15 protein-coding genes are annotated in these 13736 nt (G+C 68.1%); 11 read left to right on the top strand and 4 right to left on the bottom strand.

The genetic code is table 11. The features are described from left to right. Window positions 1–22 precede the first annotated feature (22 nt). On the top strand, window positions 23–754 hold the full coding sequence (locus ACFVWG_RS31860; protein ID WP_391547157.1) for an alpha/beta fold hydrolase: 732 nt from the start codon (window positions 23–25) through the stop codon (window positions 752–754). An 85-nt stretch (window positions 755–839) separates the two neighbouring features. Here ACFVWG_RS31860 and ACFVWG_RS31855 read toward each other — a convergent pair whose 3' ends face one another. Together ACFVWG_RS31855 and ACFVWG_RS31850 are read right to left on the bottom strand one after the other, a co-directional pair. After that, complete coding sequence (locus ACFVWG_RS31855; protein WP_391547156.1) at window positions 840–1532, bottom strand: CHAP domain-containing protein; 693 nt, start codon at window positions 1530–1532, stop codon at window positions 840–842. A gap of 119 nt (window positions 1533–1651) precedes the next feature. Beyond that, a complete protein-coding gene (locus ACFVWG_RS31850) occupies window positions 1652–2131 on the bottom strand; it encodes a CHAP domain-containing protein (protein WP_391547155.1) in 480 nt (159 codons plus the stop codon). Window positions 2132–2296: 165 nt separating this feature from the next. Here ACFVWG_RS31850 and ACFVWG_RS31845 point away from each other — a divergent pair, with 165 nt between their 5' ends. Together ACFVWG_RS31845 and ACFVWG_RS31840 are read left to right on the top strand one after the other, a co-directional pair. Then, entirely contained in the window at window positions 2297–2980 is a 684-nt protein-coding gene (locus ACFVWG_RS31845; RefSeq protein WP_391547154.1) for an NBR1-Ig-like domain-containing protein, read from the top strand. 99 nt (window positions 2981–3079) lie between these two features. Beyond that, complete coding sequence (locus ACFVWG_RS31840) at window positions 3080–4948, top strand: alpha/beta fold hydrolase (protein ID WP_391547153.1); 1869 nt, start codon at window positions 3080–3082, stop codon at window positions 4946–4948. Window positions 4949–4954: 6 nt separating this feature from the next. Here the strand turns inward: ACFVWG_RS31840 and ACFVWG_RS31835 are convergent, their stop codons facing one another. Beyond that, window positions 4955–5932, bottom strand: coding sequence for a type IV toxin-antitoxin system AbiEi family antitoxin domain-containing protein (locus ACFVWG_RS31835; RefSeq protein WP_391547152.1), 978 nt, complete (start codon window positions 5930–5932; stop codon window positions 4955–4957). A 143-nt stretch (window positions 5933–6075) separates the two neighbouring features. After that, entirely contained in the window at window positions 6076–6579 is a 504-nt protein-coding gene (locus tag ACFVWG_RS31830; RefSeq protein ID WP_391547151.1) for a GbsR/MarR family transcriptional regulator, read from the bottom strand. Between the two features lie 74 nt (window positions 6580–6653). On the opposite strand from ACFVWG_RS31830, the gene ACFVWG_RS31825 reads away from it, so the two are divergent. The 8 genes from ACFVWG_RS31825 to ACFVWG_RS31790 all read left to right on the top strand — a co-directional run bounded on the left by ACFVWG_RS31825 (window position 6654) and on the right by ACFVWG_RS31790 (window position 13719). Next, the gene (locus ACFVWG_RS31825; protein ID WP_391547150.1) at window positions 6654–7553 is read left to right on the top strand and encodes an ATP-binding cassette domain-containing protein; all 900 of its coding nucleotides are present in this window, start codon (window positions 6654–6656) and stop codon (window positions 7551–7553) included. Then, window positions 7550–9148, top strand: a complete 1599-nt coding sequence (locus tag ACFVWG_RS31820; protein ID WP_391547149.1) for an ABC transporter permease — start codon at window positions 7550–7552, stop codon at window positions 9146–9148. Before ACFVWG_RS31825 ends, ACFVWG_RS31820 begins: the two co-directional genes overlap by 4 nt. A gap of 76 nt (window positions 9149–9224) precedes the next feature. After that, window positions 9225–9608, top strand: a complete 384-nt coding sequence (locus ACFVWG_RS31815) for a TIGR03618 family F420-dependent PPOX class oxidoreductase (protein WP_391547148.1) — start codon at window positions 9225–9227, stop codon at window positions 9606–9608. Beyond that, on the top strand, window positions 9598–10788 hold the full coding sequence (cbiE, locus tag ACFVWG_RS31810) for a precorrin-6y C5,15-methyltransferase (decarboxylating) subunit CbiE (protein WP_391547147.1): 1191 nt from the start codon (window positions 9598–9600) through the stop codon (window positions 10786–10788). Before ACFVWG_RS31815 ends, cbiE begins: the two co-directional genes overlap by 11 nt. After that, window positions 10785–11525, top strand: a complete 741-nt coding sequence (gene cobM, locus ACFVWG_RS31805; protein WP_391547146.1) for a precorrin-4 C(11)-methyltransferase — start codon at window positions 10785–10787, stop codon at window positions 11523–11525. The genes cbiE and cobM overlap by 4 nt, the downstream gene beginning before the upstream one ends. Then, on the top strand, window positions 11522–12241 hold the full coding sequence (locus ACFVWG_RS31800) for a cobalt-precorrin-6A reductase (protein ID WP_391547145.1): 720 nt from the start codon (window positions 11522–11524) through the stop codon (window positions 12239–12241). Before cobM ends, ACFVWG_RS31800 begins: the two co-directional genes overlap by 4 nt. A 9-nt stretch (window positions 12242–12250) precedes the next feature. After that, window positions 12251–12931 (top strand): ribulose-phosphate 3-epimerase, encoded by a 681-nt coding sequence (gene rpe / locus ACFVWG_RS31795; protein WP_391547144.1) that lies wholly within the window; start codon window positions 12251–12253, stop codon window positions 12929–12931. Then, on the top strand, window positions 12928–13719 hold the full coding sequence (locus tag ACFVWG_RS31790; RefSeq protein ID WP_391547143.1) for an HAD-IIA family hydrolase: 792 nt from the start codon (window positions 12928–12930) through the stop codon (window positions 13717–13719). The genes rpe and ACFVWG_RS31790 overlap by 4 nt, the downstream gene beginning before the upstream one ends. The last annotated feature ends 17 nt before the right edge of the window (window positions 13720–13736 follow it).

Genomic DNA, 13736 nt, shown 5'->3' with positions numbered 1-13736 from the left:
GGTTGCTGGTTAGGGTCGGCAGATGTTCTACGAATCCATCGGCGCCGGCCGCCCGATCGTGTTCCTGCCGGGGTGGGGCGGCAACAACGGCGAGACCCAGGCCGCCCACGAACCGGTCTTCGTCGGCCGGTCCGGGTGGCGCCGCATCTACATCGACCCACCCGGCACCAACCACCGCCCAGGCGACCCGTCGATCACCGATCAGGACGGGATGCTGGACGCCATCGCTGACACCATCACGGAAGCTGTTGGCAGTGATCAGTACGCCGTTGCCGGCACCTCCGCCGGCGGTTTGCACGCGCGCGGGTTGATCAAGCGCGACCCGGCGCGAGTGCTGGGCTTGTTGCTCCGAGTCCCCGGCGTCATTGCGGACCGCACCGCCCGGACCCTGCCGACGGACGACTACCTTCGCCGGACGCCGTCGTACTCTGCCGCGTCGCAGACCAAGCAGGACCTGTACTACGACCCGGCCGAGCAGTCCGCCGATCTCGATTTCCTCGCGCGGATCCAAGGCGACCCGAAGACCTATGCGTTGACAGAGGATCCCGCCGTACTGTTCGAGCGGCCGACGCTGATCGTGACCGGCCGCCAGGACACGATGACTGGGTACGCCGATGCGTGGGGGTTGATCGACGACTACCCGACCGCGACGTACGCCGTACTGGATCAGGAAGACCACGACCTGCCAGTGCGGCGACCAGCGCTCTACCACGCACTGGTCGCCGACTGGCTGGATCGGATGGAGGCTAGCTAGCCGGCCCGATGGTCGTCTTGCGCAAGGGAAGGCTCCTGGACGCGCGCGGGGCGGTGCGCGCGTCCAGGAGCCTGGGGTGCGGGGATCAGAAGTTCGGGTAGGCCCAACCGAGGTAGCTGTTGAAGTAGGGGAGCTTGGCCAGGCCGATCTTGCTGTTGACGCTGGTGGCCCAGAAGTAGCCGTCGCCGCGGGCGACGCCGACGTGGCCGTAGGGGGCGGCGAGGTCCCAGAAGACCAGTGCACCCTTCGGCGGGTTCAGGTCGGTGTGGGCGGCGCCGCGGGCGACAGCGTCGTTCCAGTCCGCCTTGGCCGAGGCCCAGATGCCGGTCTTGCCGTAGGAGTTCTCCGCGGCCATCTCGCAGTACCCCTGGAACGCGGTCGAGCCGTTGCGAGCGGCGTACCAGGCTATGGCTTTGTCAGCGCGCGGGTTCTCGGTGCACAGCGGTGCGACCAGGCCAGTGCTGCCGGTGTTGACGTAGGAGTCGGAGATGTAGCCCTTGCCGGGGACGTGGTCCCAGACGAGGCTGCGGCCGAACTTGCCGGTCACCGGCTCGCCGTAGATCTGGCAGTCGATCTCGACCGCGCCGTTCGGCTGGGTGCCGACGGAGCCGAAGGTGGTGGCGTTACCGGACCGGATGGTCACTCCGGAGCCGCTGTCGGTGACGACCGTGCCGGTGGCGGCGTGGGCGGGTAGGACGACGGCGCCGGTGACGGCGAGGCCGCCGAGGAGGGCGCTGGTGGCGATGCGGGAGACGGTACGGATGAGGGCGGTCCGCATGAGGGTGTTCCCTTCTGGGAGAGTGCTTCACTCGCAGGGAATCAGAGCGTGATGCCGTTGTCGCAGTGGGCAACGGGCCGCCCGGCTCGACGGGGATGCCGGACGGCCCGCCGGGAGGCTCAGAAGTTCGGCTGTGCCCAGCCCAGGTAGTTGGAGAAGTACGGCAGGCGTGCCTTGCCGATCCGGCTGTTCACGCTGGTGGCCCAGAAGTTGCCGTCACCGGTCGCCAGGCCGACGTGACCGTAGCTACTGATGTTCCAGAAGACGAGCGCACCCTTCGGCGGGTTCAGGTCGCCGCGGTGTGCCACGCCCCGCCGTACGGCGTCGTTCCAGTTGGCGATCGCCGAAGCGTAGATGCCGGTCCGGCCGTAGGAGTTCTCGACAGCCTTCTCGCAGTAGCCCTGGTAGGCCGTCGAGCCGTTGCGCGACGAGAACCAGTTGATCGCGTCGTCGGCTCGCGCCTGCGGTGCGGCGGAGATGCCGGCCGGTGCGAGCGCGGGAGCGGGTGCCGGTGCGGCGGTGGCCGGCAGGCCGGCGCCGAGCAGGGTGGCGCCACCGAGGAGGGCGGACAGAGTGGCGCGGACAAGGAAAGATCTCATGATGAGTGCCTTTCGCTGCGATGGGAGGGGCAGTGTGGCTGGCGAATTCGCTCCTACCCGAAGAGAATCAGGGCGTGACCGCGTTGTCGCAGTAGGCAACCGTAAAATGAAAACCATCATCTTAGAATGTATGTAGGTTACTAACCTCAAGGGCAGGATGGCGTCGTGAGGCCAGCACAGGCTCGCTTTGTGATCGGCAGCCGGATGCGAGAGCTCCGGGAGGCTGCCGGTGTGCCGTTGACCCGGGCCGCCGTGATGTCCGGCTGGGACAAGGGGCATCTGTCCCGGGTGGAGCGTGGGCACACCAAACCGAGCCGCGAGCTGACCGAGTGGTACGACGCCTCGTTCGGCGCCGGTCAGGCTCTGGTCAACCAGCTGATGGAGCTGGACGCCGCCGTACGGGCTGATCGGGACATGTCGCAACGGGACCTGCGGCGGCACGTGCAGCCGGTCTCACTCGGTGGGTCCGTACCGGCTGACCACCATCCGGAGGACCGGGCCGAGCTGGTGGGGGAGACGGTGCCGGACGGGACTCAGGTGTGCCGGGACGAGTCCTTCGAGAAGACCTGGCAGATCCGCAACAGCGGTGAGCGGCCGTGGCGGGACCGGTGGCTGACCCGGCAGGGCGCTGCCGGCGCTCCGGGCTGGCTGCGGTCCCCGGCGCGCGAGCGGGTGCCAGACGCCGAGCCGGGCGAGGTAGTGGTGGTGAAGATGCAGTTGCAGGCGCCGTCTCAGGTCGGGGCGTCGACGGCGTACTTCAAAATTACTGATGATGCCGGGCGTTTGTACTACCCCGGTCTGGAGTCCCCGCCGGTCTACTGCACGATCTTCACCGTCCACGACGTCTAGGGAATGCCCTTGTACTGCCTTTAGTACCTGGTCACTGGAGGTGTGTCCGGCATACGTTGCTGCTTTCCTGCAACCCCGCCCGGACAACAGGAGCTAGCAGTGATCCGTCCTCGCAAGATCGCAATGGCCTTGGCAGTGGCGCTTGTGGTGCCACAGCTGGCCGTCAGTTCGGCTACGGCGGCGCGGCCGGCCAGAGGTCCCGTGGACCCGCCGGTGCCGTCCATTCCGCAGCGGTACCTCGACCAGCCGATCACCTGGTCGGTCTGCTCGTTCGATGCCAACGTCAAGCGGGTCTACCCGCAGGCGCCGACCACCAACTGCGCCAAGGTGAACGTCCCGATGGACTGGAACCACCCGGACGCGCACCCCGACGTACAGGTCGCCATCGCCTACAGCAAGGCCACCGGTAAGTCGAAGGGCCTGATGACCACCAACCCCGGTGGACCCGGTGGTGCTGGCCTCAGCCTGTCGGCCGCACTGGCCGCGGAGAAGACCCAGCTGTTCACCGACTTCGACCAGCTCGGCTTCGACCCGCGGGGGTTCGGAGCGAGTACGCCCTTGCAGTGCATCACCACGACCGAGAAGCTGGCCGCGCTGCCGACCACTCCGGACTACAAGGAGCGCACCCGGCAGACGCACAAGGTCGAGGTGGCCGAGGCCGCACTGCAGGCTGAGGCGTGTGCAGCAACGGAGTTCGGCCAGTTCGTGAGCAGCCAGCAGACCGTGTACGACATGGACTTCCTGCGTGCGCTGTTCAAGGCCCGCCAGCTGAACTTCATCGGCTACAGCTACGGCACCTGGCTCGGTGGCTGGTACGCCGACACCTACCCGCAGCGTGTCGGCCGGTTCGTGATCGACTCGAACATGGACTGGACCCACACCCAGTGGGACAACGTGAACTTCGACCCGTTCTCCGGCCAGCGCCGCCGCGACACGCAGCTCTTCCCGTGGATCGCCCGGCACGCCGATCAGATCCAGGGGCTCGGATCGACCACCAAGCAGGTCACCGCGTCGTACAACAAGATCCGTGCCGACCTGGTGAAGCTGGTCAAGGCCGGCACGTCGTCCGTGCGTGGTGACGACCTGGACGGCACGATCTACAGCGCCATCTACGGCAACGTCCGCTTCATCCGCGCGACCGTCGACATCCTGGTGCACGACGAGTACACCAAGGACCCGTCTGCCTCCGGTGCGATCGAACTGCGGCACGTGGACAAGGCGTGGGCCCGGCTCTCGCCTGAGCTGCAGGCGTTCGACACCCTCGCCGCCATGCGCGCCCGGTACGGCGTGACTCCGGCAGCCTCGGCCGCCGCAGCCGCAGCGGTCAGCACCGACTCGGTCCACTCCATCCTGGCCGACGCCCGTGCGGCAGCCGTGAAGTCCCCGGCCAGTGACGAGCCCTACAACCTCGGCGCCATCGGTACGACGGTCCGCTGCAACGACACCGCGTGGAACAAGGACCCGAAGTTCTACCTGGCCGAGGCCGACAAGATGGCCAAGAAGTACAACTTCTTCGGCTACATGAACGGCGTACCGATGTGCGCCTTCTGGAAGTACAAGCCGCAGGACCGCAAGCTGGACCTCACCGGCTCTCCGCGGATCCTGATGATTCAGGGCGAGCTCGACCCGGCAACGGCGTACGAGGGCTCCCTGCGCACCCACCAGGACACCGCCAAGACCACCCGCTTCGTCGCCATCGACGACGAAGGCCAGCACGGCCAGTACGTCGGCTCCGCGTCCGCCTGCGCCGAATCCATCGGCGACATCTTCGTCTTCACCGGCGAACTCCCCGCCCGCGACCAGGTCTGCGGCACCACCCCACTCCCGGCCGAACTCTCCGTCTACCCCGTCAAGGGCCCGGTCAACGGCAACGCCGTCCACCTACCCCGCTCCAAGTCCACCCCCCAAAAGGTGAACCCCCTACTCCAGCAAGCCCTAGACACCATCGCCGCCGGCACCCTGCGGTAACTGCGTTCACCAACTGGGGACCTCGGACATCTGATCAGGTGTCCGAGGTCCCCAGTTGGTGTCCCCGGACAGGGCCGCCGCCTTCAGACGTGCAGCAGTCTTCGCCGGCTGGTCAAGGTCGTCCCAGCTGACCCTGGCCACCCGGTAACCGCGGGCCCTAAGACGATCCTCGCGTCGCTTCTCGGCGATGACCGCATCCGCGTTGTCGCCATACTTGAGTGCGCCGTCGAACTCGACGATCAGCACCCCGAACAGCAGGAAGTCGACCCGCCCGATCAGCTGACCGTCTTCGTCGTAGATGTTGACCTGCAGTTCCGGCTCCGGCAGGCCGTGGTTGTCCATCAGACAACGCAGCCGTGATTCGCCGACCGACTCGCTCAGTCCGTTGGCGAACCTGACGGCGGCCCGAGCGGCCGGTGAGCCGGACCAATGACGATGCCGGTCGGCCATCGCCACCAGCCGGCCGGGAGTGGACAGCCCGCAACGCAGCGCCGCATCGGCAAGGACCACGCCCGCTTCGTACGACGTTCCGCAGGTCGTCTCGACGATCGCGCGCTCCACGCACGTGGCCTGCACCCCGTCCACTTCTGTCACGTCTTCCGGCATGGTCAGCGAACGGTGCACGATCAGGGCAGGCCCCGATCGGACGCGTCCGGCCGAGCGAGTCACGTGCACCCTGCGCAGATCCAGACCCCAGATCGGCAATCCGTGCAGCACCGCCGCCGACTGATGACTGATGGCGGCCGCGCCCAGGCGCTCGGTCACGGCGCGGATCGTCAACGTGTGCACACGCCGGGCGCGCTCCCACGGCGGCTCAGCCGGCCACTCACCGGCCTCGACGAACGCGTCCCGTGCCAGTCGCGCCCATTGCCCTCGTCGAAGGCGCGCCCGCAGCTCACTGTCGCTGTAGCCCGCCGCCAGTACGTCACCCCGGCTGAACCAACCCCGCCGCTGCACCGCGGTCGCCCTCAATTTCTCGTTCATACCAACAAGATGCACCGATCCCCCTCCCACCCGACCGCCGTCTTCCCGCCTGTGCATAACGCGCTCAGACCGAGGACAGGAAACGGGGACCTCGGACATCTGATCAGGTGTCCGAGGTCCCCAGTTGGTGTCCGCAGTTCCGTCTACGGCTTGTGCTCGGCGTCTATTTCGGCGTCGAGTTTGGCTTTGTGGGCTACCCAGCGTTCGCTGAGGCCTTTGACCTCGCCGCTGATGAAGTCGATGAAGGCGAGGGAGATCCGCACCCGGTAGTGGGCTGGGGTGCCTTCGCCGGAGGCGTCGAGGACCTTGCGCAGGGAGGCGGACCAGCGGAGCAGGGACTGGTCCTCGGTCATCATGGTCTGGTACCAGGCGTCGTCCTGGACGACGTACACGTCGCGGCGGCTGCCGGGCTCGCGTTCGCGGCTGGCCAGGCGGAGTTGGAGCAGGTAGTTGACCGCTCCGGAGACGGCCGCGGGGCTGGCTTGGAGCTGCTCGGCCAGCTCGGCCGCGGTCAGGCGGCCGCCCTCGCTGGCCAGGATGGCGGAGAAGACCCGGCCGGCCATCCGGGGCCAGCCCGTGTCGGCCAGCAGGTTCCCGAACTGCTCGGCGTACCGCCGGACGGCCTCGTCGTCGCGTTGTGCACTCACCAGCCCATCATCCCTTCCCGGCCCCGCTGTTCGGAAGATTCACAAACTTCTGAATGAAGTGTACGTTATGAATCATGACATCAGCCATCGTGGTCTCCGGACTACACAAGTCGTACGGCGCGACGCACGCCCTCGACGGTCTCGACCTTGAGGTCGCCACCGGCGAGGTGCACGGGTTCCTGGGCCCGAACGGGGCCGGGAAGTCCACCACCATCCGGGTGCTGCTCGGACTGCTCCGCGGTGACGAGGGCGACGTGTCGCTGCTCGGCGGCGACCCGTGGCGCGACGCGGCCCAGCTGCACCGCCGGTTGGCCTATGTCCCCGGTGACGTGAACCTCTGGCCGAACCTGACCGGCGGCGAAGTGATCGACCTGCTCGGCCGGCTCCGGGGCGGACTGGACCCGAAGAAGCGCGACGACCTGCTGCGCCGCTTCGACCTGGACCCGACCAAGAAGGGCCGCACCTACTCGAAGGGCAACCGGCAGAAGGTCGCACTGGTCGCGGCACTCGCCTCCGACGTCGAACTGCTCATCCTGGACGAGCCGACCTCCGGACTGGACCCGCTGATGGAGGAGGTGTTCCGGCAGTGCATCGAGGAGGAGCGGCAGCGCGACCGTACCGTCCTGCTCTCCAGCCACATCCTCTCCGAGGTCGAGGCGCTCTGTGACCGGATCAGCATCATCCGCCGCGGCAAGGTCGTCGAGACCGGCACGCTGGCCGACCTGCGCCACCTGACCCGTACGTCGATCCAGGCGGAGCTGGCTACCTCCCCCAACGGACTGGCATCGCTGCCCGGCGTGCACTCCCTGGACGTCGAGGGCAACCGCGTCCACTGTGAGGTCGACACTGCCCAGCTCGACGCAGTGATGCGGCAGTTGGCCGCCAGCGGCATCAAGAGCCTGGTGGCACAGCCGCCGACGCTGGAAGAGCTGTTCCTGCGCCACTACGAGGATGACTCGGTGGCTGTCTCATGAGGGACTTCGTAGGCACTGGAAGCCTGGTCCGGCTCGCCCTGCGGCGTGACCGGGTTCTGATCCCGACCTGGATCGCAGTGTTCGTGGTGATGGCCGCAGGCTCGGCCAAGGCCACCATGGGCCTCTATACCGACGTCGCATCCCGCGTAGAAGCCGCCCGTACGACGAACGCGTCGCCGGCGCTGGTATCGCTCTACGGTCGCATCTTCGACGAGACCTCGCTCGGGGAGCTCTCGCTGTTCAAGCTGACCGCGTTCGGCGCCGTACTGGTTGGCCTGCTCGCCTCAATCCTCGTAGTCCGCCACACGCGCTCTGAAGAGGAGTCCGGTCGGCTGGAGCTTCTCAGCGCCGGAGTCCTCGGCCGGTACGCCGCTCTGGCCGCAGCACTGATCGTGTCCATCGGAACCGTTGTAGTGCTGGGTTTGCTGACCGCACTGGTCCTCATCGGCGTCGGTCTCCCAGCCGGCGGCTCATTCGCCTTCGGTCTCGTCTGGGTCTCAGCTGGGTTGTCCTTCGCAGGTGTCGGCGCACTGGTTGCTCAACTCACCGAAGGCGCTCGAACCGCCAACGGCTTCACCGCCATCGTTCTGGGCGTCTCCTACGTCCTGCGCGCGATCGGCGACTCCTCTGCCGACGGCAAGTCCGAATGGGTCTCCTGGCTGTCGCCCATCGGCTGGTCCCAGCAGATCCGCGCGTACGCCGGCGACCGGTACGTCGTCGTGCTGCTGCCGCTCATGTTCCTCGCAGCCCTGGTTGCCGGCGCGCTGGCACTGATCCGCCGCCGCGACGTCGGTGCCGGCCTCGTCCGCCTACGCCCCGGCCCCGCAGTCGCTGCACCATCACTCCGCTCTCCGCTGGCCCTGGCCTGGCGGCTGCACCGAGGCTCCTTGTACGGCTGGGGTTTCGCGTTCCTCCTCCTCGGCCTCCTGGTCGGCAACATCGCCAGCAACGTCGACGGCTTCGTCACCAGCGACAGCGCCCGCGAAATGGTCCAGAAGCTCGGCGGCGTCCAGGCGATCACCGACGCCTTCCTCTCCACCGAGATGGGCATGGTCGGCCTCCTGGCCTCGGCGTACGGCATCCAAGCCGCCCTCCGCCTCCGCTCCGAAGAAACAGCCCTCCGCGCCGAACCCCTCCTGGCCACCGGCGTCACCCGAACCCGCTGGCTCGCCAGCCACGTCCTGATGGCCCTCCTAGGCACCGCAGCCCTCATCCTGATTGCCGGCCTCGGCTCCGGCCTCACCAGCGGCGCCTCCCTGGGCAACGTAGGCCGTCAAGTCCCCCGCATGCTCGCCGCCGCCGCAGTCCAGCTCCCCGCCATCTGGCTGGTCACAGCCCTGGTAGTGACCCTTTTCGGCCTGGCTCCCAAACTCATCACCGCAGCGTGGGCCCTCTACGGCCTTTTCCTGCTCCTAGGCCAGTTCGGCGCCCTCTTCAACCTCCCCCAATCCGTCATCAACCTAAGCCCCTACGGCCACACCCCCCGCCTCCCCGGCGGCTCCTTCACCACCACTCCAGTCCTGGCCCTCACAGCCCTAGCCGCCGCCCTCCTAGCCCTAGGCCTAACCACCTTCCGCCGCCGCGACATCGGCTGATCCGTTTGTACGGTCCGAGGACCGCAGGTGAGGCCCGCCCGGTTGTTGGGCGGGCCTTGCTGTTTACGATCGCTGGGTGCTGTGGACTGAGCGGTTGGTGGAGTTCTGGAGTGAGCGGCATCTGGGGGTGCTGAGCACGGTCCGGGGGGATGGGTCGGTCCATGCGACGCCGGTGGGGGTGACGGTGGACGCTGAGGCGGGGGTGGCTCGAGTGATCTGCTCGGGGACTTCCTACAAGGCTAGGGTGATCCGGCGGCTGGGGAGTGCGGCGGTTGCGGTCACTCAGGTGGACGGGCGGCGGTGGAGCACGCTGGAGGGGCGTGCGGTCGTGGTGGACGAGCCGGAGCGGGTGCGGGACGCGGAGCGGCGGTATACGCGGCGGTACAAGGAGCCGCGGGTGAATCCGCAGCGTGTGGTCCTTGAGATCACTGTGACGAAGGTGCTCGGCAATGGTGGCTGAGGTCGTCGTTGTCGGCGTTGGGGCGGACGGATGGGCTGGGCTCTCACCTGCTGCTCAGGAGGCGATCGCCAAAGCTGACGTGCTGATGGGGAGCGCGCGGCAGTTGGGGCTGGTTCCGGACGGTACGGCGGAACGCCGGGCGTGGCCGTCTCCGTTGTCGGAGGCGTTGCCGGGGCTGCTGGCGGAGTACCGCGGCCGGCGGGTGTGTGTGCTGGCCAGTGGGGATCCGACGTTCCACGGGATCGGTACGACGCTCGTGCGGTTGCTGGGGGCAAACGCCGTACGGGTGATTCCGCATCCGTCGAGTGTTTCGCTGGCGTGTGCGCGGCTGGGGTGGGCGCAGGAGCAGGTGCAGGTGGTCAGCCTGGTGGGGCATCCGACTGAGCTGGTGCACCCACAGGTGCAGCCGGGGCGGCGGTTGGTGATTCTGAGCTGGGGTGCGCGGACTCCGGGTGAGGTGGCCGCGCTGCTGGTTGCTCGCGGCTACGGGGCGAGTGAGTTCACAGTGCTGGAGCAGTTGGGCGGTCCGGGAGAGCGAGTGACCGGTACGACGGCTGCCGACTGGGCTGGTGACGTGGACCCGCTCAACGTCATCGGGGTCTTGTGTGCGGACGGACCGGTGTTGTCGACGACCCCCGGGCTGCCGGACTCGGCGTACGAGAGCGACGGGCAGTTGACGAAGCGTGAGGTGCGCGCGGTGACGCTGTCCCGCCTCGCGCCCGTGCCGGGGCAGCTGTTGTGGGACGTGGGTGGGGGAGCGGGGAGCATCGCGATCGAGTGGTCGCGGCATCACCCGACCTGCCGTGCGATCGCCATTGAGCGTGACGAGGAGCGGGTACGGCGGTTGGAGCGGAACGTCGCCGCACTCGGGGCCAAGGCGGCAGTGGTGCACGGTGCCGCGCCGGCAGTGCTCGACGGGCTTGAGCAACCGGATGCGATCTTCATCGGCGGTGGCGCGACGGCCGAGGGGATGGTCGAGGCCTGCTGGGCGGCGCTGCGGCCGGGTGGACGCTTGGTGGTGAACGGCGTGACGCTGGAGACCGAGAGCCTCATAGCCCAGTGGTACAAGGAGTTGGGTGGTGACCTGGTGCGACTTGACGTGCAGCGCGCGTCCAAGGTCGGTGGGATGACCGGGTGGCGCCCAGCGATGCCAGTGACGATCTGGAGCGTGACGAAGTGACTGTGCACTTCATCGGCGCCGGACCCGGCGCAGCGGACCTCATCACCCTCAGAGGGCGCGACCTGATCGCTAAGTCGCCGGTCTGCCTGTACGCCGGTGCGCTGGTACCGGTTGAGCTCCTGGAGCACTGCCCGGTCGGTGCGCGCAAGGTCGACACCGCCAACCTCGATCTCGACCAGATCGTCGCCGAACTCGCCGCCGCGCACGCTGCCGGGCTCGACGTGGCGAGGCTGCACTCCGGGGACCCGTCGGTGTTCAGTGCGATGGCTGAGCAGATGCGTCGGCTCGACGCTCTCAGCATCCCGTACGACGTCACACCCGGCGTACCGGCCTACGCCGCAGCGGCAGCGAGTCTCAACCGGGAGCTGACCGTGCCGGAGGTCGGTCAGACCGTGATCCTCACTCGGATCACTGGACGCGCTTCGAAGATGCCAGCGGGTGAGGACCTCGCGACCCTCGGTGCGAGCCGGGCGACGCTAGTACTGCACCTGGCCGTCCAGCAGATCGACCGCGTCGTCGAGGAGCTCCTGCCGAGCTATGGCGCCGACTGTCCGGTCGCCGTAGTGGCTCGCGCGTCCAGGGACGACGAAGCGGTGCTGCGGGGGACGCTGGCCGACATTGCGGAGCAGGTGCAGGCGGCGGGCATTCGCCGTACGGCGGTCATCGTGGTGGGGAAGGTGCTGGCGGCAACGGAGTTCCGGGACAGCCACCTGTACTCGACCACGCGTGAGCGATGAAAGTCCTGCTGCTCGGCGGTACCGGTGAGGCCCGCGAGCTGGCCGCACAGCTGGTCGACTTCGAGGTGGTGTCGTCGCTGGCCGGTCGGACGAAGGACCTGAGACTACCGGCTGGTGAGGTCCGGGTCGGCGGCTTCGGCGGAGTAGCCGGGCTGACCGAGTGGCTGCGCGACCACCCGGTCGATGCGGTTGTCGATGCGACCCATCCCTTCGCCGCAACCATGACCGAGCACGCGGTCGCGGCCGCGGCACAGGTCGGCGTACCGATGCTTGTACTGCGGCGGCCTGGCTGGTCGGAGTCTTCGGACGACAACTGGCATTGGGTGGAGTCCGCGTCGGCCGCGGCTGACGTGCTGCCGACACTCGGGTCCCGGGTGTTCCTCACGATCGGCCGTCAGGGGCTCGAGGCGTTCGCTCGGACCGGCCTGTGGACGCTGGCGCGCTGTGTGGACCCGCCCGAGCCGCTGCCGACCTGGTGCACCCTCCTTCTCGACCGAGGCCCGTACGACGTGGGCGCTGAACTCGAGCTCCTGCGTGCGCACGCCATCGACGTCCTCGTCACCAAGGACAGTGGTGGCCCCCAGACCGAAGCCAAGCTCACCGCCGCCCGTGAACTCCGACTCCCAGTGGCTCTGATCCAGCGCCCGCCCGCACCCGCCGGGGTGCCAGTGGTGGAGACAGTCCCCGCAGCAATCGGCTGGCTCCGGCGTCTGTAGATTGGCGGTATGGGGATTCAGATCGCGCCGAGCATCCTGTCCGCGGACTTCGCCCGGCTGGCGGACGAGGCGGCGGCCGTGTCGAACGCGGACTGGTTGCACGTCGATGTGATGGACAACCACTTCGTGCCGAACCTGACGCTGGGGTTGCCGATCGTGGAGTCGCTCGCGAAGGCGACCGACACCCCGCTCGACCTGCATCTGATGATCGAGGACCCCGACCGCTGGGCCCCGGGGTACGTCGAGGCGGGCGCGTCGAGCGTGACCTTCCACGTGGAGGCGTGCCGGGCGCCGATCCGGACGGCGCGGGAGATCCGGGCCAAGGGGGCGCGGGCGGCGATGGCGCTGAAGCCGGCGACGCCGATCGAGCCGTACGAGGACATGCTGTCCGAGCTGGACATGATCCTGATCATGACCGTGGAGCCCGGGTTCGGCGGGCAGAAGTTCCTGGACGTGTGCGTGCCGAAGATCCGCCGGACCAAGGAGTTGCTGGTCAAGCACGGCCTGGACCTCTGGATCGAGATCGACGGTGGCGTGTCGGTCGAGACGATCGAGCGGTGCGCCGAGGCCGGTGCCGATGTGTTCGTGGCGGGTTCGGCCGTGTACGCCGCCGACGACCCGAACGCGATGGTCGAGAAACTCCGTGGTCTCGCCGAAGGGGCAGCCGAATCCGAAGGGGCAGCCGAATGAGTGAGCACAAGCCGGTCGAGAGCTGGCTGACCGACATGGACGGCGTGCTGGTGCACGAGGAGCGTGCGATCCCCGGCGCGGCCGAGTTCATCGCGACCTTGCAGAAGTCGGGCAAGAAGTTCCTGGTGCTGACCAACAACTCGATCTTCACCCCGCGCGACCTGCGGGCCCGATTGCTTGCCGCAGGCATCGATATCCCCGAGGACGCGATCTGGACCAGCGCGCTGGCCACGGCACAGTTCCTCGACGACCAGCGCCCCGGCGGTACGGCGTACGTGATCGGCGAGGCGGGGCTGACCACGGCGCTGCACGAGATCGGGTACGTGCTGACCGAGCGTGCGCCGGACTACGTCGTACTGGGGGAGACGCGGACGTATTCGTTCGAGGCGATCACCAGGGCGATCCGGCTGATCGCTGATGGCGCGCGGTTCCTGGCGACCAACCCGGATCCGACCGGTCCGTCGCAGGAGGGTCCGCTGCCGGCCACCGGTTCGGTGGCGGCGCTGATCACCCGCGCGACCGGCGTCGCGCCGTACTTCGTCGGCAAGCCGAACCCGCTGATGATGCGCAGCGCGCTCAACCGGATCGAGGCGCACTCCGAGACGGCGGTGATGATCGGCGACCGGATGGACACCGACATCATCAGCGGTCTCGAGGCCGGGCTGCGCAGTGTGCTCGTGCTGTCCGGATCGACCGGTGAGCACGAGGTCGACCGCTTCCCGTACCGCCCGACCCGGATCGTCGAGTCCATCGCCGACGTCGTACCGCTGATCGGCTCCCTGGGCTGATCGTCTGCTGACAGACA

Origin of the sequence: Kribbella sp. NPDC058245, assembly GCF_042882005.1 — a bacterium.
In the GTDB taxonomy this organism is placed as follows: Bacteria; Actinomycetota; Actinomycetes; order Propionibacteriales; family Kribbellaceae; genus Kribbella.
The sequence above is the reverse complement of the archived record's forward strand: the minus strand, read 5'-3'. Positions and strand labels throughout refer to the sequence as shown.

Bases quoted from the DNA above. Each gene is read 5' to 3' on its own strand.
- ACFVWG_RS31860 (WP_391547157.1), top strand. From the start codon at position 23: ATGTTCTACGAATCCATCGGCGCCGGCCGCCCGATCGTGTTCCTGCCG.
- ACFVWG_RS31855 (WP_391547156.1), bottom strand. From the start codon at position 1,532: ATGCGGACCGCCCTCATCCGTACCGTCTCCCGCATCGCCACCAGCGCC.
- ACFVWG_RS31850 (WP_391547155.1), bottom strand. From the start codon at position 2,131: ATGAGATCTTTCCTTGTCCGCGCCACTCTGTCCGCCCTCCTCGGTGGC.
- ACFVWG_RS31835 (WP_391547152.1), bottom strand. From the start codon at position 5,932: ATGAACGAGAAATTGAGGGCGACCGCGGTGCAGCGGCGGGGTTGGTTC.
- ACFVWG_RS31825 (WP_391547150.1), top strand. From the start codon at position 6,654: ATGACATCAGCCATCGTGGTCTCCGGACTACACAAGTCGTACGGCGCG.
- ACFVWG_RS31820 (WP_391547149.1), top strand. From the start codon at position 7,550: ATGAGGGACTTCGTAGGCACTGGAAGCCTGGTCCGGCTCGCCCTGCGG.
- cbiE (WP_391547147.1), top strand. From the start codon at position 9,598: ATGGTGGCTGAGGTCGTCGTTGTCGGCGTTGGGGCGGACGGATGGGCT.
- ACFVWG_RS31800 (WP_391547145.1), top strand. From the start codon at position 11,522: ATGAAAGTCCTGCTGCTCGGCGGTACCGGTGAGGCCCGCGAGCTGGCC.
- rpe (WP_391547144.1), top strand. From the start codon at position 12,251: ATGGGGATTCAGATCGCGCCGAGCATCCTGTCCGCGGACTTCGCCCGG.
- ACFVWG_RS31790 (WP_391547143.1), top strand. From the start codon at position 12,928: ATGAGTGAGCACAAGCCGGTCGAGAGCTGGCTGACCGACATGGACGGC.